Here is a 20220-nt window from a genome sequence, read left to right as displayed (position 1 = left end):
AGACATCGCAATTGATCCGGTGTTTGTTGAACGCGTGGGCGGCGCATCGGCAGCGGGAATGCACATCGTCGGGTATAGCCGACCACCCTACGAAGGGATGTAGGGTGGACGGCTCTGCCGTCCACGCGTTCAACCAGCTCCGGCGCATCCACAGCGCCAGAGTTCAACAGTAGAACCCCACCTCTAAGTTCCCGTTTGACATTCCACGGCCGATAGATAATAGTACGAGCGTTCGGATTTTTCGATTCACGCGGGGGACAGTCATCAACACTTCAGCCAAATTCATGCGCAAGGGCGAGCAGACGCGGGCGGCGATCCTCGACGTCGCGCTCGAGCTGGCCAGCCGCAATGGCCTCGAGGGCCTGACCATCGGCTTGCTGGCCGATCGCATGAGCATGAGCAAGTCGGGCGTGTTTGCCCACTTCGGGTCGCGCGAAGACCTGCAGATGGAAGTGCTGAAGCTCTACCACCACCGTTTCGAGCAGGAAGTGTTCTATCCCAGCGTGAAGGAGCCACGCGGCTTGCCGCGCCTGGAATCGATGTTCGCGCGCTGGGTCAAGCGGGTATCGGTCGAAATCGCGTCGGGCTGTATTTATATCAGCGGTGCGGTGGAGTACGATGACCGGCCAGGCCCGATCCGCGAATCGCTGGTCGCCATGGTCCGTGCCTGGCAGGGCGCCTTGCTGCGCTGCGTGCAGCAGAGCATCGATAGCGGCGACCTGAAGAGCAACACCGACCCCGAGCAACTGGTCTACGAATGTTACGGGCTGATCCTGGCCCTGCACCACGACGCACGTTTCCTGCGGATTCCCGGCGCGGTCGAACGCGCCAACCGCGGCTTCGCGCGGCTGATCGAGAATTACCGTAATCCCAATCAAGGCAGTCAGGCAGGCTAAGCGCCCGCCCTGTCCGTTTCAAAACACGTTCCAACATACCTTACCTTCGTCAGGAGAAAACCATGGGTCAGTACGTCGCGCCAATCCGGGATATGCAGTTTGTGCTGCACGAATTCCTCAACGTCACCGAAGAGTTCAAGAACCTGCCTGCATACCAGGAAATCGACGCCGACATCATCAACCAGGTGCTGGAAGAGGGTGCGAAATTCACGCAGGAAGTGCTGTTCCCGCTGAACCATTCCGGCGACCGCGAAGGCTGCCATTTCGACGCCGCCACCAAGACCGTGACGACCCCGAAGGGTTTCAAGGAAGCGTACAAGCAGTACGTCGAAGGCGGCTGGGCGGCGCTGGCCTGCGATCCGGAATACGGCGGCCAGGGCCTGCCTGTCTCGTTGAACAATTCGTTCTATGAAATGCTGAACTCGGCCAACCAGGCCTGGACCATGTACCCGGGCCTGTCGCACGGCGCCTACGAGTGCCTGAAGGAACACGGCACCGACGAACAGAAGCAGTTCTACCTGCCGAAGCTGGTCTCGGGCGAGTGGACCGGCACCATGTGCCTGACCGAAGCGCACTGCGGCACCGACCTGGGCCTGCTGCGCTCGAAGGCCGAGCCGCAAGCCGACGGCACTTATAAAATTACCGGCTCGAAGATCTTCATCTCGGCCGGCGAGCACGACGTCGCCGAAAACATCATCCACCTGGTGCTGGCGCGCCTGCCGGACGCACCGGAAGGCTCGAAGGGTATCTCGCTGTTCCTGGTGCCGAAGTTCCTGCCGAACGCGGACGGCTCGCTGGGCGAACGCAACCCGATCTTCTGCGGCGCGATCGAAGAAAAGATGGGCATCCACGGCAACGCCACCTGCCAGATGAACCTGGACGGCGCCGTCGGCACCCTGATCGGCCAGCCGCATAAAGGCCTGAACGCGATGTTCGTGTTCATGAACGCCGCCCGCCTGGGCGTGGGCATGCAGTCGCTCGGCCTGACCGAAGTGGCTTACCAGAACGCGCTGGTCTACGCGAAGGACCGCATCCAGATGCGTTCGCTGTCGGGCCCGAAGGCGCCGGACAAGCCAGCCGACCCGATCATCGTGCACCCGGACGTGCGCCGGATGCTGCTGACCGCCAAGGCCTACGCCGAAGGCGCGCGCGCCGTGTGCTCGTATGTCGCGCTGCAGATCGACCGCGAACTGAACCACCCTGACGAAGACGTGCGCAAGGAAGCCGCCGGCGAAGTCGCGCTGCTGACCCCGATCGTGAAAGCCTTCATCACCGACAACGGCTGGATCGCGACCTCGGAAGCGATGCAGGTCTACGGCGGCCACGGCTACATCAGCGAGTGGGGCATGGAGCAGTACGTGCGCGACGCGCGCATCAACATGATCTACGAAGGCACCAACACCATCCAGTCGCTCGACCTGCTGGGCCGTAAGATCCTGATGGACAACGGCGCCAAGCTGCGCGCCTTTGGCGAGAAGATCAAGGCCTTCGTCGAAGAGAACGGCCTGGACGAATCCATGTCCGAATTCGTGACGCCGCTGGGCGAGCTGGGCGACAAGGTCGGCAAGCTGACCATGGAAATCGGCATGAAGGCCTTTACGAACCAGGACGAAGTGGGCGCGGCTGCCGTGCCTTACCTGCGCGTCGTCGGCCACATGGTGTTCAGCTACTTCTTCGCGCAGATGGCGAAGATCGCGCTGGAAAAGAAGGATTCGGGCGACCGCTTCTACGAAGCCAAGCTGGCGACCGCACGCTTCTACTTTGCCCGCCTGTACCCGGAAACCGCGATGCTGATCCGCCAGGCACGCTCGGGCGCGAACAACCTGCTGGCGCTCGACGCCGACCTGTTCTAAGAACGAAGGGATAAAACCATGACCAATTTCACCGTCAAGAAAGTCGCCGTCCTGGGCGCGGGCGTGATGGGCGCGCAGATCGCTGCGCACTGCGTCAACGCCAAGGTGCCTGTGGTGCTGTTCGACCTGCCTGCGAAGGAAGGCGCGAAGAACGGCATCGTCCTGAAAGCCATCGAAGGCCTCAAAAAACTGTCGCCGGCCCCGCTGGGCAACAAGGACGACGCGAGCCTGATCGAAGTCGCGAACTACGAGGACAACCTCGAAGTGCTGGCTGGCTGCGACCTGATCATCGAAGCCATTGCCGAGCGCATGGACTGGAAGCACGACCTGTACAAGAAGGTCGCTCCGCACATCGGCGCCAATGCCATCTTCGCCTCGAACACCTCGGGCCTGTCGATCAACAAGCTGGCCGAAGGTTTTGACGACAACCTGAAGGCGCGCTTCTGCGGCGTGCACTTCTTCAACCCGCCGCGCTACATGCACCTGGTCGAGCTGATCCCGACCACGTCGACCAATCCGGCGATCCTCGACCAGCTCGAGACCTTCCTGACCTCGGTCCTGGGCAAGGGCGTCGTGCGTGCGAAAGACACGCCGAACTTCATCGCCAACCGCGTCGGCATCTTCGGCATGCTGGCCACCATCCACGAAGCCGAGAAGTTCGGCCTGTCCGTGGACGTGGTCGACGACCTGACCGGCGCCAAGCTGGGCCGCGCGAAATCCGGCACCTTCCGTACCGCCGACGTCGTGGGCCTGGACACCATGGGCCACGTCATCAAGACCATGCAGGACACGCTGCAGGACGACCCGTTCTTCGCCCTGTACAAGACGCCTGAGGTCCTGTCGAAACTGATCGAGAAGGGCGCCCTGGGCCAGAAGACCGGCGGCGGCTTCTACAAGAAGGTCGGCAAGGAGATCCAGCGCCTCGACTTCGCGACCGGCGAATACGTCGCCGGCGGTGCCAAGGCGGCCGACATCGTCGCGCGCATCCTCAAGGAGAAAGACCCGGTCAAGAAGTTCAAGGCCATGCGCGAATCGACCAACCCACAGGCGCAGTTCCTGTGGGCGATCTTCCGCGACGCCTTCCACTACATCGCGATCCACCTCGACACCATCGCCGACAACGCGCGCGACATCGACTTCGCGATGCGCTGGGGCTTCGGCTGGAGCGTCGGCCCGTTCGAGACCTGGCAGGCGGCAGGCTGGAAGCAGATCGCCGAATGGGTCAAGGAAGACATCGATTCCGGCAAGGCGCTGACCAACGCACCGCTGCCAGCCTGGGTCTTCGAAGGCCAGGTGGCTGAGAAGGGCGTGCACACCGCCGAGGGTTCCTACTCGGCCGCCTCGAACAGCTACGTGCCGCGTTCGAACCTGGCCGTCTACGAGCGCCAGGCCTTCCGGGCGCCGGTGCTGGGCGCCGGCGCGGCCGATGCGAAAACCGCCGGCACCACCGTGTTCGAGGACGACTCGGTGCGCCTGTGGCACACCGGCGACGACGTGCTGATCATCTCGCTCAAGACCAAGATGCACGTCATCGGCGACGGCGTCATCAAGGGCCTGAAACGCGGCCTGGCCGAAGCCGAAGCCAACTTCAAGGGCCTGGTGATCTGGAATACCGACGCCACCGAAGGCGGCGCGTTCTCGGCGGGCGCCGACCTGCAATCGGCCCTGCCGGCCTTCATGACCGGCGGCGCGAAGGCGATGGAGCCGATCGTGCGCGAGCTGCAGGACACCTTCATGCAGATGAAGTACTCGAACATCCCGGTCGTCGCTGCCGTTGCCGGCCTGGCGCTGGGCGGCGGTTGCGAACTGGCGCTGCATGCGTCGAAGCGCGTCGCCTCGATCGAGTCCTACATCGGCCTGGTCGAAGTCGGCGTCGGCCTGGTGCCGGCCGGCGGCGGCCTGAAGGAAGCGGCGGTACGCGCCTTCACGGAAGCCAAGGGCAACGACATCCTGCAATTCCTGAAGACCGGTTTCACCAACGCGGCCACCGCACAAGTGTCGAAGTCGGCGCTGGAAGCCAAGGCGATGGGCTACCTGAAGGAAGACGACATCATCGTCTTCAATACCTACGAGCTGCTGCACGTGGCGAAGGTCACCGCGCGCGCCATGTTCGACGCCGGCTACCGCGCACCAAGCAAGCGTCCGGTACAGGTGACCGGCCGCTACGGCTGGGCGACCATCCGCGGCCAGCTGGTCAACATGCGTGACGGCGGCTTCATCTCGGCGCACGACTACAAGCTGGGCGACATGATCGCCGAGATCGTGACCGGCGGCGACGTCGACCAGGGCAGCGTGGTGTCCGAGCAGTGGCTGCTCGACATGGAACGCAAGGCCTTCATCGAACTGCTGAACAACCCGAAGACGCAAGAGCGGATCATGGGCATGATGCAGACCGGCAAACCAGTGCGTAACTAAGCCGCGACAGAACAGGACTACTGACATGAGCAAACAACTTCAAGACGCATACATCGTCGCAGCGACCCGCACCCCTATCGGCAAGGCGCCACGCGGCATGTTCAAAACGACCCGCCCGGACGACCTGCTGGTGGCCGCCATTCGCGGCGCCATGGCCGCCGTGCCCAACCTCGACCCGGCCCTGATCGTCGACGCCATCGTCGGCTGCTCGTTCCCGGAAGCGGAGCAGGGCTTCAACATCGCCCGTAACTCGGTGGTGCTGGCAGGCCTGCCGAACACCGTCGGCGGCGTGACGGTCAACCGCTACTGCGCCTCGGGCATCACGGCCCTGGCCATGGCGGCGGACCGCATCCGCGTCGGCGAAGCCGACGTGATGATCGCCGGCGGCGTCGAATCGATGTCGATGGTGCCGATGATGGGCCACCACCCGTCGATCAACATGGAGACCTTCAAGGACGAGAACGTGGGCCTGGCCTACGGCATGGGCCTCACCGCCGAGAAAGTGGCGCAGCAGTGGAAAGTGTCGCGCGAAGACCAGGACGCCTTCGGCCTGGAATCGCACCGCCGCGCCATCGCCGCCCAGCAGGCAGGCCAGTTCAAGGACGAGATCACCCCGGTCGAAATCATCACCCGCACGCCGAACCTGGCGACCGGCGAAATCTCGGTCAAGCGCCGCACCGTCGACATGGACGAAGGCCCGCGCGCCGACGCCTCGCTCGAATCGATGGCCAAGCTGAAGCCGGTCTTCGCCGCCAAGGGCACCGTGACGGCTGCGACCTCGTCGCAGATGTCGGACGGCGCCGGCGCGCTGATCGTGGTGAGCGAAAAGATCCTGCGCGAGCACAACCTGACCCCGCTGGCCAAGTTTTCCTCGTTCGCCGTGCGCGGCGTGCCGCCGGAAATCATGGGCATCGGCCCGAAGGCGGCGATCCCGGTCGCCTGCGCAGCCGCCGGCATCACCCAGGACCAGCTGGACTGGATCGAGCTGAACGAAGCGTTTGCAGCCCAGGCCCTGGCCGTGATCCGCGACCTGGACCTGGACACCAGCAAGGTCAACCCGATGGGCGGCGCGATCGCCCTCGGCCACCCGCTGGGCGCGACCGGCGCCATCCGCGCCGCGACCGTCGTGCACGCACTGCGCCGCAACAGCCTGAAGTACGGCATGGTGACGATGTGCGTCGGCGCCGGCATGGGCGCGGCGGGTATTATCGAGCGCGTTTAATTTTGATAGTGGCCGTGTCAGCGTATTGCGTTGATATGGCCTGCACGTATCACCGCGTGGGCACGAGTGCCCACCCTACCGAAACGTAGGGTGGGCATTCATGCCCACGCGGTCTTTCGTGCATCCAAAACACCCCGGAGACCGAACACAATGAGCATCCTCGTCAACAAATCCAACGGCATCCTCGCCATCGAATTCGACCGCCTCGAGCGCAAGAACGCCATCACCGGCGCCATGTACACCACCATGGCAGAGGCCTTGGTCGACGCCGAACAGGACCCGCAGGTGCGCGCCGTCCTGATCGCCGGCAAGCCCGAGATCTTTACCGCCGGTAACGACCTCGACGACTTCCTGAACAACGCCGGCGAAGGCGCGATGACCGAGGACCGCCCGGTGTTTCAGTTCATGCGCGCCCTCGAAGGCTGCACCAAGCCGGTGGTGGCCGCAGTGGCCGGTGCCGCCGTCGGCATCGGCACCACGATGCTGATGCACTGCGACCTGGTCTATGCCGCCGACAACGCGAAATTCTCGATGCCCTTCACCCAGCTCGGCCTGTGCCCGGAATTCGCCTCCTCGCTGCTGGTGCAGCAGGCAGCCGGCTACACCCGCGCCGCCGAAAAGCTGATGCTGGGCGAAGCCTTCCTGGCCCAGGAAGCGCTGGAGATGGGGATCGTGGCGAAGGTGCTGCCGGCCGCCGAACTGCTGGCCTTCGCGCAAGGCCAGGCCGCCAAGCTGGTGGCGCTGCCGGCCGCCTCGGTGCGCGCCACCAAGGCCCTCATGAAGCGCCCGCGCGCCGCACTGGTGGCGGAGACCATCGCCGTCGAGAACAAACAGTTCAGCGCCATGCTGACCGGCCCCGAGGCGAAGGAAGCGTTTACGGCTTTCTTCCAGAAGAGGAAGCCGGACTTCTCGAAGTTCGACTGAGTCGTTCGCTTGAGCCGGGGTCAGTAGTCCTCGGCACGAGCAGCCAGGCGCTCCGCCACGACTGCGGTCACCACGGCCTGCAGCACGTGGATGGCCCAGCGCTCGCCGGCCTTGCGCGGGCCGGCCTGGATCTCGCCTTTCGTGATCCCGAGCACCGGTGCGATGGCGCCGATGTTGACGGCGTACAGCACCGTGCCGTACAGCGTGCCGAGTGCGGCGGGCGGCAGCGAAGGGGCGAGGTCCCTGATCTTGGCGTATCCCGCGCCGAAGGCTGCGGACGCGCCGAGGTGATTGACGAACTCGACGACGCTGGTGCCGGTGTCGCCGATGACCGCGCGCGAACCCGTCTTCTCGTCGATCCAGTCCACCGCATCCCGGTCCAGCGTCTTGGTCATGACGCCGCTCTTGCGGCCTGCAAACATGACTGCGCTCGTCACCACTCCCGCGATGACTCCGCCCACCATGGCGGCTGTCTGTCGTTCCATGAAAGCTCCCTTGAGAAAATGAATCGCCGGCGCAGCTATCTACTGCCGGGGTCGTCTTGCGACCTTACCCCTGCGGGAAGCGTGTTTCGGTTCGATATCGTACGGAGTGTGCGACAGGAGCGGGACAGACGCTGCCGTCCGCTGAGGAAACTGGTGCCGGTATGTTTCCCGACCGCCGGCGCCGGTAGGACAGCGAAGCTGCCGTGTTCTTGCGAACAGGCCTTATCTTCGCTCCCGAATGTGACAGGCGCTTGACCGCTGCGTGACAGCGGTTTGACCTTTACACGCGTTTTGGCGGCGCAGCGGCCGTATCCGCCGGCTTGTCGAGCAGGCTGTCGCACAGCGTCAGCACCGTGCGCACCAGTTCGCTCGGGGCGACGGGTTTCGCCAGGTATTCGTCGAAACCGGCTTCCAGCGAGCGCACCCGGTCCTCGCGGCGCGAGAAGGCGGTCAGGGCGAGGGCGCGCACGCCGGCTACTCTCGGGTTGCTCGAGGCCCGTATGCGGCGCATCAGTTCCAGGCCGTCCATTTTAGGCATGCCGATGTCGCTGATGATCAGGTCCGGCTTGAGCTGGTCGATCGTCTGCAGGGCCTCGTAGGCGGTGGATGCCGTGACGACGGTGGCGGCCATGTCAGCCAGCACGTAATGGACGATGTCGAGCGAATCGCGCTCGTCGTCCACCACCAGGATCGTCAGGCCGGCCAGCGCGCCGCTGCTGGCGCGCACCGCGTCCAGGTCGTGCGGCTTGAGCAGGCAATCCGGTGCCGGGACTGCATCGCCCTGCGCACCCTGCAAGGGCATGCTCAAGGTGAAAGTGGCGCCCTTGTCCTCGCCGGCGCTGGCGGCGCGCAATTGCCCGCCCTGCAGTTCGACCAGTTGCTGCGCGATCGACAGGCCCAGCCCGAGGCCGCCGTGCTGCCGGGTGGACGAGGCGTCGGCTTGGCGGAAACGGTCGAATACGTAGGGTAAAAATTCGGGCTTGATGCCGATGCCGGTGTCCGTCACCTCGATCACGATGGCATCCTTCTGCCGTTTCGAGCTGATCCGCACCAGGCCGCCGCCGGGCGTAAACTTGATGGCGTTCGAGAGCAGGTTGGTCATCACCTGCTGCAGGCGGCCGGCGTCGGCCGCGAGCGGGCCGGCATGGCTTTCGATCTGCGTTTCCAGGCGCACGCCCTTGGCAAGCGCGGTCGGGCGCACGGTCTCGACCGCGGCGGAAATGAAGTCCGAAGGCCAGGTGCGGTCGACTTCGATGCGGATTTTGCCGGCGATCAGGCGGCTCATGTCGAGCATGTCCTCGATCAGCTGGGCTTGCGCGCGCGCGTTGCGTTCGATCGTCTGCAGGCCGCGGCGCAGCATTTTTTCGTCCTTGCCGCCGTCCATCAGCAGCTGGGCCCAGCCGAGCATGGCGTTGAGCGGCGTCCTTAGCTCGTGCGACAGGGTAGAAAGGAATTCGTCCTTCATCTCGGACAGGCGCTCGGCTTCCACGCGCGCCTTTTGCTCGTGCAGGTAGAGAGTCTCGCGTTCGGCCGAGGTGGCCAGCGAGGCGGCCAGGATGCGCGAGCGGTCTTCCAGGCGCGAATCGTAGACGGCGACCAGGGTGGCGATCGTCAGCAGCAGCAGGGCGGTTACCGTCACCATGGCGGCCAGCAAATCCTGGCTGATGCCGACGTCGGCCTCGAGGCAGATGGCGCCCGCCTGGAAATGTGCCGCTTCCATGCCGGTGTAGTGCATGCCGACGATGGCGAAGCCCATGACCATGGCAGCCGCAAGCTGCGCGAGCCGGCCGCGGAGCAGCCGTTCGCGCAGGTGGAAGGCGATCCACAGCGCGCCGGCCGAGGCGCCGATGGCAATCGCGACCGAGGCGGCGAACAGCAGCGGGTCGTATTCGATGCCGGGGCGCATGCGCATGGCCGCCATCCCGGTGTAGTGCATGGCGTTGATGCCCATGCCCATCAGGACGGAACTGATCGCGAAATGGCTGGCGGTGGGCGCCGGGCGGCTGATCAGCGACATGGCGAGCAGCGAGGCCAGCACCGGCAGCAGCCAGGAAATGAAGGTGATGCCGCCGTCATAGCCGACCGCAAAGGGCAGGCGGAAGGCCTGCATGCCGATGAAGTGCATGGCCCAGATGCCGGTGCCCATGGCAAAGGCGCCGCCGCCCATCCACCAATAGGTTGCTTTGCCGTGCGAATGGCGCACGCGTTCAGCCAGGCTCAGCGCGGTATAGGATGCGTAGATCGCAACCAGGATCGACACCACGACGAGCGTTGGTTCGTAATGTCCAAGTGACATGGGTTCAAATACGCCGGGAACGCCGGCGGACGGAAGAAAGGGCAGGAGGCCCAGTCTACACGGGCCGGGGCTCGCTCGCAGTAAATTTCCCCTGCGCAACATCCGAGTGGCGCGCCCATGCAACAGACTGGTCAGACTGTTGAGCGCGATCAAGACAGGGGCGCCTAATTCGCGGCAGGGAACCGGCGAAAACCGCCGATGCGACGGATCAGCGCTTCAGGATCACTGCCGCCATTGCCGCGACGAATCCCGCCGCGGCCACTGCCCAGGGGCCGATGCGCAGCTCGCCCGATTGCCCAGGCTGCACCGCCATCGCTCCCGATACCGGACGCCAACTGCCGCGCTGCGCGGCGGCGGCGCGCACGGCGGCGGCTTCCGTCTCGTAAAAGCTCGAAAAACGTTCGAGGTCGACCGGGTTGAGGGTTGCCATGAAAGCCACGATCTGGTCGTGCTGGTCGAGCCGCACCTGGTAGTGGTTGCGTCCGGCCTCGACGGCGCTGCGCAGGTGCGCGGCTTCGTTCTCGACCAGTTCGCGTACGCTCTCCCGCGTAATGACGGGAAGAACGATCTTTGGTCGCTCGACACTGCGTCTGTCGGTTTGCACGTGCTGTCTCTCTTGGTAAGGCGATCTGAATGGGGAGTCTACGTCTTCGCCTGTATCGTTGCCAACACACTTGGCCGCAAATTGTGTCAGAACGCAGCCATAAAGGTGTCATCGTCCTGGAAATACGGCTAGAATTTCCTTCCGGGAACTAATATTGCGCAATGTTATTGCTTTGCCATGTAGTTCGCGGATAGGCAGCCGTCCTCCTTTTTTATCCTGACCCGTTCCCTCCGCAGGCGACGCACACACGAGCATTCCATTGAACGAGATCGCCAACGCGGCACGCCTGACCCAGCTTGCCGAAGAAAACACTGCCCTGATCGAGAATTCGCTCGACCTGATCGCCCTGATCGATGCCGAGGGCCGTTTCCTGCGCGTGAACAGCGCGGCGCTGGAAATCCTCGGCTATCGCCCGGAAGAACTGGTCGGACGCAATTATGTGGAGCTGCTGAGCAATGAAGCGCGGGAAGCCTTCCGGGTATTGCGCGGCGAACTGCGCTCGGGCGTGTCCACCCGGAGCGGCCTCGAGCATTGCTGGCTACGCAAGGACGGTAGCCCGGTCATCATGTCGGTCTCGGTGCGCTGGTGCACCCTCAACCAGGTCACCTATGCCACGGCGCGCGACGTCACCGCCGAGCACCAGGCCCGCGAACAGCTGCGCAAGTCGCAGCAGCAGCAGCACGTCATGCTCGAGAGCATAGGCGATGCCTTCTTCGCGGTGGACCGGGAGTGGCGCGTCACCTACGCCAACCGCAAGGCCGGCGCCTTCGTCAACCTGGATGTGGATCCCAGCATCGGCAAGAACCTGCTCGAGCTGGTGCCCGACCTGCACCATTCCGATTCGCTCGGTTTCTACATCCAGGCCATGGAAACCGGAGTCGCCTGCACCTTCGAAACGTTCTGGGAGCCGTCCGGCACCTGGATCGAGGTACGCGCCTATCCGAGCGAGGAGGGGCTGTCGGTCTACTTCCACGACATCACCTTCAAGTACCAGGCCGAGCAGGCGATGCGCAAGAGCGAGCAGCGTTTCCGCAACCTGTTCCAGCATGCCGCCGACAGCATCATCATTACCGACAGCGAACTGCGCATCATCGCCGCCAACAGCCGCGCCTGCAGCAACTTCGGCTATACCGAGGAAGAATTCCGCACGCTGCACGTGCGCGACATCGACAGCGGCTATGCCTACGACGCCGAGCTCGGGCTCGCCCTCGAGGAAGGCCATACCCAGCTGCTGCGGATCGAGAAACGGCGCCGCGACGGCAGCACCTTCCCGGCCGACGTCCACATCTCGCGCTTCGAGGACGGTGGCAAGGAATTTTTCCAGGCCATCATCCGCGACGTGACCGAGCGGGAAGAGGCGCAGGACCGGCTGCGCACGCTGGCCACGCACGATACGCTCACCGGCCTGCCGAACCGGGCGCTGCTCAACGAGCGCGTGCAGCACATGTTCGACGCCTGTCCGCGCAATGCCTCGGTGGCGGCCATCTTCCTCGACCTCGACCGATTCAAGGAAGTCAACGATTCCTTCGGCCACGAATTCGGCGACGTCCTGCTGTGCGAAGTGGCCGCGCGCCTGCGCCGCGTGATCCGCCCGACCGACGTCATTGCCCGCCTGGGCGGGGACGAATTCGTGATCGCCGCCCATTGCGCGAGCGGGCGCGACGCCGCCGCGCGCATCAGCGACAAGCTGCTCGACGTGCTCACCACGCCGATCAGCATTGCCGGCCAGGACGTGATCATCGGCGCCTCGATCGGCATCAGCCTGTTCCCCTGCGACGCGCCCACCAAGGAGCAATTGTTCCAGGCGGCCGATACCGCCATGTACCGGGCCAAGGCGGCCGGGCGCAACCGCTTCCGCTTCTTCGAGCCGGAAATGGCGGTCGCCACGCGCGAACGGATGGCGCTGGAAACCTCGCTGCGCCCGGCCCTGGCGCGCGGCGAATTCGAGCTGCACTACCAGCCGCGCATCGACCTGCGCGACATGTCGGTGCTGGGCATGGAGGCGCTGATCCGGTGGAACCACCCGGAGCGCGGCCGCGTGTCGCCGCAACAATTTATCCCGATCGCAGAGGAAACCGGCCTGATCGTCCAGATCGGGCGCTGGGTGTTGCAGGAAGCCTGCCTGCAGACGCGCCACCTGATGCTGGAGCTGGGGCGCCCGATCTGCGTCTCGGTGAACGTCTCGGCGCGCCAGCTGGCGCATCAGACATTTGTGGACGAGGTGCGGCAAGTGTTGCGCGAGACCGGCATCCCGCCCGCCTGCCTCGAGCTGGAACTGACGGAGAGCGCCCTGATCGACGACATCGGGCGCACCGCCGGCATGCTGCGCGAACTGCACGCGCTCGGCGTCAAGCTGGCGGTCGACGATTTCGGCACCGGCTATTCGGGCCTGGCCTACCTGCGCAGCTTCCCGATCGACGTGCTCAAGCTCGACCGTTCCTTCGTGCTGCAGCACGACGAGCGCATCAGCGCCTTCGACTTCGTCAAGGCCTTCGTCGACATGGCCCACGCGCTCAACATGTCGGTGGTGGCCGAAGGCGTGGAAACGCACGACGTGGTCGAGTTCCTGCGCTCGGCCGCCTGCGACGAGGCGCAAGGCTATTACTTTGCGCGGCCGATGCCGCTGGCCGAGCTGCGCGCGCTGCTGGCGGGCAGTACGGGAAGCCAGGGCGGGCAGGGCGGGCCGCTGACCACGATTGCTCCCGAAGAATGCTGAACCTGGCGCGGCCCTCCCTCATCGATATTGCTAAAAGGCTACCGCGCGCTAGCTTCCTGAACGCGGCGATAGACTCCGGCTTGGCTCGAGATTGCGTGGCCGGCGTGACCGCAAGGAAGTGGCGCCCCGCCGCGCAGAGATTGCCGATGTCAATTTGAACAGGAGCGGCGCATCGGAGACATGATGCCGGCTCCTTCCCCAACCCCAGGAGAGCATCATGCAAAAAAACAAAGCTTTGAAAGGACTGCTCGCCGTATCGGCAGCAGCCGCCATGTTCAGCGCCTTCGGCGTCCAGGCACAAACCACCACCTCCAGCCAGAGCGCGGCCGAGATGCAGAAGCAGACCGACCAGGGCACGGCCAACATGACCGGCAAGACCGCCCGTGACGGCACGGTCAACAACACCAGCAGCCAGGGCATGGAAGACCGCAGCGGCCAGGTCGGCTCCAGCACCGCCGGCCAGAGCACCGGCAGCTCCGCAGCTTCCGGCACCGCCGGCCACGCAGGCCATGGCGGCCAGAGCGGCAGCACTGCCGGCAGCGCCGGCATGAGCGGCAGCACCGGCACCGGCGCCACCGGCATGTCGAGCGAGACCTCGGGCCAGTCCGGCACCGCGGGCGCGACCGCCGCCGGCACCGCGAAAATGAGCAAGGCCGACAGCAAGGGCATCATGGACATGGCGATGGTGAACATGGCCGAGATCGAAATGGGCAAGCTGGCGCAGAGCAAGAGCCAGAATCCGGAGGTGAAAACCTACGCCCAGCAAATGATCGACGACCACACCAAGGGCCTGGCTGAAGTGCAGGCCGTGGCCCAGTCCAAGGGCGTGACCCTGCCGACCGAACTCGACACCAAGCACAAGGCGATGTCGGCCCGGCTGGCCAAGCTGAGCGGCGAGAAGTTCGACCGTGAATATATGAAGGTCGGCGGCGTGGCTTCGCACAAGGAAGCACACGCTTTGCTGAAAAAGAATGAAAAGGCCGCCAAGGATGCCGACGTCAAGGCGCTGACGACCAAGATGATGCCGGTCGTGGAACAGCACCTGAAGTCTGCCCAGCAGATGCCGATGGCCAAGTCGGGTACGACGTCGGGCAAGTAAGTTTAATAGGACAGGGGCGCTGCGGCGCCCTTGGGAGCAGTGGGACGCGGAACGTCCGGCGCGCTTTTGCTTTTTTGGCGAAAGGGGCGATTAGCGGAGGACGCTGACGCGTGGAGTCGGGACGCCGGTGAAGCCGTGGAGGAGGCCACTGGCCTCCACCACCCCTACGTCTTGCGCCTGATCGGACCCGCTCAACTCTGCTTGTTCTTGCCCTCTAACCGCTCGATCACGATCTCGATCCCGACGATCGCCTGCAGCAGCTTGCCGATGTAATCCGCCGGCGCGTCGTCGGGCGACCAGGGCTTCGCCTCAAGCGCTTCATGCACGGCGCTCTGGCGGCGCAGCAGCGCCATGATCCAGTCCGGGTCCTCGACCGTGCGCAGGCGCCCGTGGGCGTGCACGACGCTGTAGTTCCAGGTCGGCACCACGCGGGTGTCGCCGGGATGGCGCTGGCTGGCTGAGGGCGGCACATAGGCGTCCTCGCCGCGAAACACCACCATCACCGCACCGCCGTCGTTGCGCCACAGCGGATTGGCGCGCGCCACATGGGCCCGCAGCACCCCGAGAGAACCCTCATCCGGCACGATCTCGAACGGGATGTGGTCGGCGTCCAGGCCGTGCGCGCCGTGCGAGACGAGCATGCCCAGCGGGTGCGCCGCCATCAGCGCATGCAGCACGGCGGGCCGCGTCTCGCGGGTCGAAGCGGGGATGTACATCGGTGCGGTTCCTCGGGATGAAAGATGCGTTATCGTACGGCACAAATGCCCGGCTTGAAACCGCCATCATCCCGATGCGGCCCGGCAGGCGCTGGCTTATACTGTGCGCCCATGACGACCCCACGCTGCAGCTGGGCCAACCCGGCCAATCCCCGCTACCTCGACTACCACGACCACGAGTGGGGCGTGCCCTGCCACGACGAGAACCGCCTGTTCGAGATGCTCAACCTCGAGGGCGCGCAGGCCGGCCTGTCCTGGGAAACCATCCTCAACAAGCGCGACAACTACCGCGCCGCCTTCGACGGCTGGGATGCCGAGCGCATCGCCCGCTACGACGAGGCGAAAGTCGCCGAACTGCTGGCCAACCCCGGCATCGTGCGCAACCGTTTGAAGGTGGCGGCGGCGATCGCCAATGCGCGCGCCTACCTGGCGCTACGCGCCGAAGGGCTCACCCTCGACAGTTATCTGTGGGCGTTTGTGGACGGCAAGCCTGTCGTCATGGACTGGCCGGATGGCGCACGGCCGACCAAAACGGCGCTCTCCGACCGCATCTCGAAAGACTTGAGTCAACGCGGCTTCAAGTTCGTCGGCTCGACCATCGTCTATGCCTACATGCAAGGCATCGGCATGGTCGACGACCACGATCCCACGTGTTTCCGCCACGCGGGAGCGAAGTGAACCCCGCACGCTTCTGGCAGGGCCGCGAACGCTACACGGTGTTCGCCACGCAGGCCGGCGCCCACATCGACGCGCTGATCGACGCCTGGCGGCACGACCCGGCGCGGCCCGCGCGCCTGCACATCGTGGCCCTGACAGATGGCCTGCTGCCGGGCTTCCACCGCATTCCGCAGGAAGATAACAAGCTCACGCTCGACCTGCTGGCCGCGCCCCTCGACAGCGCGCTGGCCCAGCTCTCGGCGCGCATCGATTTCGCCTGCCTGCGCGGACTGCAGGGGCAGGGCGCCGGCTTTGCCCGCGGCCTCGCGCGCCTGGTTGCGAGCGACGCGCAGCTGGCCTACGACGCCCTCGACAATGAACAGCTGGCCGCACTGGCGTCGCAGGGCTTCGTGTTCGATGCGACCCAGCCGGCAGCGCGCTTCGCCAGCCGCAAGCCGCGCCTGCCGCAGGTCCCAGTCCCGCCGCGCCAGGCCGTCGTGATCGGCGCCGGCCTGGCCGGCTGCGCGGCCGCCGAGCGCCTGTGCGCGCGTGGCTGGCAGGTGACCCTGGTCGATCGCCACGAGGGGCCCGCGCGCGAAGCCTCGGGCAACCTGGCCGGCATCTTCATGCCGCTGCTCTCGCAGGACGACAACATCCCGACCCGCCTGACGCGCGCCGCCTACCTGTACGCGCTGCGCCACTGGGAAACCCTGGGCGGCATCGGGCAGAAGATCGAAGGCGCGGCCTGCGGCGTGATGCAGCTGGCGCGCGACGCCGGCCACGCGCAGGCTTCGCGCGCCATCGCAGCAAGCGGCCACTACCCGCCGGAATTCGCCGAATGGCTGGAGTCGCCCCAGGCCGAGCAGCTGCTCGGTCTGCCGGCGCCGGACGGTGCCTGGCTGTTCCGCCAGGGCGGCTGGGCCCGTCCCGGCAGCGTCTGCGAGGCGATGCTCGCGGCCTGCGGCGCGCGGCTGACGACCCGGTTCGGGGCCGGCAGCGTCAGCCTGGCGCGCGCCGGCGACGCATGGGAAGTGCTGGGGGAAGACGGTGCGGCGCTTGCCCGCGCGGCGACCGTGGTGCTGGCTGGCGGCGCCGGCTCGATCCAGCTGGCCCAGGCCGCGCGCCTGCCGCTGGCGGCGCTGCGCGGGCAGGTCACCCACCTCGACGCGGCCACGCTGCCGGCACTGCCGTTCGTGCTATGCCGCGAGGCTTACCTGACGCCGGCGGCGGGCGGCATCGCCTGCGCCGGCGCCACCTACGACCTCGATGCCGACCCGCTGTTGCGCCCGGCCAGCCAGCGGGAGAACATCGACAGGCTGCGCGCCCTGGTCTCCGACCCGGCGGCGGCAACCGATGCCCCTCTCGATGGGCGCGTCGGTTTTCGCAGCGTGGCGCCCGACCGGCTGCCGCTGGTGGGCGCGCTGCCCGATTTCGACGCCGCCGGCAGCACCGAGCGCCTGCGCGACGTGCCGCGCCATCCGGGTTTATATGGCCTGCTCGGCTACGCCTCGCGCGGCCTGATCTGGGCGCCGCTGTGCGCCGAACTGCTCGCCGCGCGCCTGGAAAACGAACCGCTGCCGTTGGAAGCGAACCTGATCGATGCCCTCGATCCGGCCCGCTTCGTGTTGCGCGCACGCCGCACGAATCGCGCCCCGGCACCCTTGGCGCATGAATAGCGCCGCCTGCGCCGGCGCGCAGCGTGCATCGTTCACGATCTGCGTATAATTAACGAGAGGAAACTTTTTGCGCCAGGGAGGGCGCGTCGCATGGACGACACCCGGCACGCGCCGCAACTGCTGATGTTCCTGGCCTCGACCGCCCACGACATGAAGAATTCGATCAGCGTCCTCTCCGGCACGCTGGAGCGCCTGCTGGGCGAGGACGCGGCGCAGGCCCGGCCCGAGCATGCGCACATGGCGCAGATGCTCTACCAGACGCGCCGCCTGAACGACAGCCTGATGCAGCTGCTGGCCCTGTACAAGCAGGTCGGCACGCCCGAGTATCCCTTCGACGTGCAGCCGATCGAGGCCGGCGAGCTTGCCGCCCAGGTCGTGGCCCTGGGCCGGGTGCTGGTCGAGGCGCGCGGCATCGCGCTCGAAGTCGATGTCGAACCTCGACTCGTCTGGCACCTCGACGAAGACCTGGTCGTCGGCGTCGTCTCGCATGCCCTCAACAACGCCGTCCACTACACGCGCGACCGCATTCGCCTGTCGCTGCGCAGGCAGGGCGAGCTGCTCGAAATCCGCGTCGAGGACAATGGAGAAGGCTACCCGCAGCCGCTGCTCGCGGCCGGCGCCGCCGCGCTCGACACGGCTTCCGGCAGCGTCGACTTCGCCACCAACAGCGCGGGCCTCGGCCTGTATTTTTCGCGCGAAGTGGCGCGCATGCACCGCCACCGCGGCCGCGAGGGCAGCGTGCGCCTGGAAAACGGCGGCCTGCTCGGCGGCGGCTGCTTCATCCTGGGCCTGCCATGAGCCTGCCCGATCCGCAATCTGCCAGCACCGGCGCCGGCGCCGGGCCGGTCGACTGGGCCGGCATGCACTACCTGGTCGTGGACGACTTCGTCGGCGTGCGCCAGCTGCTGCGCGAGAGCCTGCGCAGCCTGGGCGCGCGCAACATCGACCAGGCCGCGAGCGGCGGCGAAGCGATCGCCCTGCTGGCCAGGACGCGCTACGACGTGGTGCTGTGCGATTTCAATCTCGGTGAAGGCAAGAACGGCCAGCAGGTGCTGGAGGAAGCGCGCCTGCGCAACCTGCTGCTGCCCTCGAGCGTGTGGATGATGGTGTCGGCCGAAAAGAGCGTCGAATCGGTGATGGGCGCGGCCGAGCACCAGCCCGACGCCTACCTCGTGAAACCGATCACCGAAGGCGTGCTGCTCACGCGGCTGAACCGCGCCTGGCATCGCAAGCAGGTGTTCAGGCCGATCGACCAGGCCTACGCCGAGAAGGATTACCTGCGCGCGGCGCGCCTGTGCGACGAGCAGATCGCCGCCAGTGCCGTGCACGAGATCGAACTGCTGCGCATGAAGGCGCGCCTGATGGAAAAGAGCGGCGAGCCGGAGCGGGCGCGCGAGACCTACGAGCGCGTGCTGGCCCAGCGCGAATACCAGTGGGCGCGCGCCGGGCTGGCCAGGATCCGCCTGGCGAACGGCGACTTCGAAGGGGCGCGGCAGGTCTTCCAGGGCGTGATCGCCGAGAACCGCTACTACATCGACGCCTACGACGGCCTGGCGCTGGCCTGGCAGGGCATGGGCAAGCTGGACGAAGCCTGCTCCATCCTCGAGCGCGCCGCGAAACTGTCGCCGAACTCGGTGCCGCGCCAGAACAGCCTGGGGCAGGTCTGCCTCAAGCTGGGCAATGTGGGCATGGCCGAGAAGGCCTTCCGCAAGTGCATCGCCATCGGCGAGTACTCCGTGCGGCGCACGCCCGACGCCTATTTCGGGCTAGCGCGCGTATGCGGCATCAAGAACGACCCGAAGGAGGCGCAGGCGCTGCTGGCGGCGGCCCAGCGCACCTTTGGAGAGCTGGGCGAGGACGCGCATCCCGACATCGACCTGCGCGCGAAGATCACCGAAGGCCTGGTCTATCACGAGAGCGGCGACTACCGCCGCGCGCGCAAGGCCGGCGACGAGCTGGAAGCCTTATTGGCCACGCGTGCCGAGCGGCCCGACGTGCCGACCTGCCTCGAGATGGCGACATTGCTGTTCGCCGTCGGCGTCAAGGATGCGCCCGTGGACCTGCTGTGCTACGTCGCGCGCAACAACCACGACAACCCGGTGCTGCTCGATGAAGTCCAGGCGATCTTCGGGAAGGCGCGCATGCTGGAAGAGGGCGCGGACCTGATCCGCGCCTCGAAGAAGGAAGCCTCGGACCTGATGAACCAGGGCGTCTTGCTGTGGAAGACCGGCAAGCTGGTCGAAGCCGTCGACTGGATGCGCGGCGCCCGCGAGAAGCTGCCGAACAACCAGCGCATCCTGTTCAACGCGGCCCAGGTGCTGGTCTCGACCATGCGCGAGCAGGGCTACGACGCGGCGCTGGCCGCCGAGGCCCACGACGTGCTGGCCCACGTCGACCGCCTGCAGCCGGGGCAGCAGCGCTTTGCGCAGTTGATGGAGCAGCTGGCGGCGCTGGCCCCGAAGGAAGAAGCGGTGGTGGTGGATACGACGGCGTAAGTGGCTCCGGAAATAGGTAATACTCCGTGAGCCGACGTAGGGTGGGCGGGTTTCCCGCCCACGCGTTCAAATCTCGCGTCCCGGCCTGCTCCGTGGCTTGCAAATGTCGGTTGAACGCGTGGGCAAGAAACTTGCCCACCCTACGTCCCTCCGCTACACATTGCGG

15 protein-coding genes are annotated in these 20220 nt (G+C 66.0%); 11 read left to right on the top strand and 4 right to left on the bottom strand.

What is annotated here, in order from left to right:
* Positions 1-284: 284 nt before the first annotated feature.
* From ACWCIA_RS14405 to ACWCIA_RS14385, 5 genes are all read left to right on the top strand, one after another.
* Positions 285-896: a TetR/AcrR family transcriptional regulator gene (locus ACWCIA_RS14405; protein WP_454164325.1), complete on the top strand. Its 612-nt coding sequence runs from the start codon at positions 285-287 to the stop codon at positions 894-896.
* Between the two features lie 62 nt (positions 897-958).
* Positions 959-2749: an acyl-CoA dehydrogenase C-terminal domain-containing protein gene (locus ACWCIA_RS14400; RefSeq protein WP_454164323.1), complete on the top strand. Its 1791-nt coding sequence runs from the start codon at positions 959-961 to the stop codon at positions 2747-2749.
* A gap of 18 nt (positions 2750-2767) precedes the next feature.
* Positions 2768-5164, top strand: coding sequence for a 3-hydroxyacyl-CoA dehydrogenase/enoyl-CoA hydratase family protein (locus ACWCIA_RS14395; protein WP_454164321.1), 2397 nt, complete (start codon positions 2768-2770; stop codon positions 5162-5164).
* A gap of 25 nt (positions 5165-5189) precedes the next feature.
* Positions 5190-6386, top strand: a complete 1197-nt coding sequence (locus tag ACWCIA_RS14390; protein ID WP_454164319.1) for an acetyl-CoA C-acyltransferase — start codon at positions 5190-5192, stop codon at positions 6384-6386.
* 150 nt (positions 6387-6536) lie between these two features.
* Positions 6537-7310, top strand: coding sequence for an enoyl-CoA hydratase (locus ACWCIA_RS14385; RefSeq protein WP_454164318.1), 774 nt, complete (start codon positions 6537-6539; stop codon positions 7308-7310).
* Positions 7311-7330: 20 nt separating this feature from the next.
* On the opposite strand, the gene ACWCIA_RS14380 is transcribed toward ACWCIA_RS14385, so the two are convergent.
* The 3 genes from ACWCIA_RS14380 to ACWCIA_RS14370 all read right to left on the bottom strand — a co-directional run bounded on the left by ACWCIA_RS14380 (position 7331) and on the right by ACWCIA_RS14370 (position 10695).
* Positions 7331-7795: a hypothetical protein gene (locus tag ACWCIA_RS14380; protein WP_454164316.1), complete on the bottom strand. Its 465-nt coding sequence runs from the start codon at positions 7793-7795 to the stop codon at positions 7331-7333.
* 280 nt (positions 7796-8075) lie between these two features.
* Entirely contained in the window at positions 8076-10091 is a 2016-nt protein-coding gene (locus tag ACWCIA_RS14375; RefSeq protein WP_454164314.1) for an MHYT domain-containing protein, read from the bottom strand.
* Positions 10092-10299: 208 nt separating this feature from the next.
* Positions 10300-10695, bottom strand: coding sequence for a hypothetical protein (locus ACWCIA_RS14370; RefSeq protein ID WP_454164312.1), 396 nt, complete (start codon positions 10693-10695; stop codon positions 10300-10302).
* 259 nt (positions 10696-10954) lie between these two features.
* Here ACWCIA_RS14370 and ACWCIA_RS14365 point away from each other — a divergent pair, with 259 nt between their 5' ends.
* Positions 10955-13411: a sensor domain-containing protein gene (locus ACWCIA_RS14365; RefSeq protein ID WP_454164310.1), complete on the top strand. Its 2457-nt coding sequence runs from the start codon at positions 10955-10957 to the stop codon at positions 13409-13411.
* A gap of 217 nt (positions 13412-13628) precedes the next feature.
* On the top strand, positions 13629-14510 hold the full coding sequence (locus ACWCIA_RS14360) for a DUF4142 domain-containing protein (protein WP_454164308.1): 882 nt from the start codon (positions 13629-13631) through the stop codon (positions 14508-14510).
* A gap of 191 nt (positions 14511-14701) precedes the next feature.
* Here the strand turns inward: ACWCIA_RS14360 and ACWCIA_RS14355 are convergent, their stop codons facing one another.
* Positions 14702-15226: an FMN-binding negative transcriptional regulator gene (locus tag ACWCIA_RS14355; protein WP_454164306.1), complete on the bottom strand. Its 525-nt coding sequence runs from the start codon at positions 15224-15226 to the stop codon at positions 14702-14704.
* A gap of 111 nt (positions 15227-15337) precedes the next feature.
* Between ACWCIA_RS14355 and ACWCIA_RS14350 the strand changes: the two genes are divergently transcribed.
* The 4 genes from ACWCIA_RS14350 to ACWCIA_RS14335 all read left to right on the top strand — a co-directional run bounded on the left by ACWCIA_RS14350 (position 15338) and on the right by ACWCIA_RS14335 (position 20054).
* Entirely contained in the window at positions 15338-15904 is a 567-nt protein-coding gene (locus ACWCIA_RS14350) for a DNA-3-methyladenine glycosylase I (protein ID WP_454164304.1), read from the top strand.
* The gene (gene mnmC / locus ACWCIA_RS14345) at positions 15901-17559 is read left to right on the top strand and encodes an FAD-dependent 5-carboxymethylaminomethyl-2-thiouridine(34) oxidoreductase MnmC (RefSeq protein WP_454164302.1); all 1659 of its coding nucleotides are present in this window, start codon (positions 15901-15903) and stop codon (positions 17557-17559) included. The genes ACWCIA_RS14350 and mnmC overlap by 4 nt, the downstream gene beginning before the upstream one ends.
* A gap of 90 nt (positions 17560-17649) precedes the next feature.
* Entirely contained in the window at positions 17650-18357 is a 708-nt protein-coding gene (locus tag ACWCIA_RS14340; RefSeq protein WP_454164300.1) for a sensor histidine kinase, read from the top strand.
* Positions 18354-20054, top strand: coding sequence for a response regulator (locus ACWCIA_RS14335; protein WP_454164298.1), 1701 nt, complete (start codon positions 18354-18356; stop codon positions 20052-20054). Before ACWCIA_RS14340 ends, ACWCIA_RS14335 begins: the two co-directional genes overlap by 4 nt.
* Positions 20055-20220: the final 166 nt, after the last annotated feature.

This window comes from Massilia sp. SYSU DXS3249, assembly GCF_053668055.1.
The sequence above is the reverse complement of the archived record's forward strand: the minus strand, read 5'-3'. Positions and strand labels throughout refer to the sequence as shown.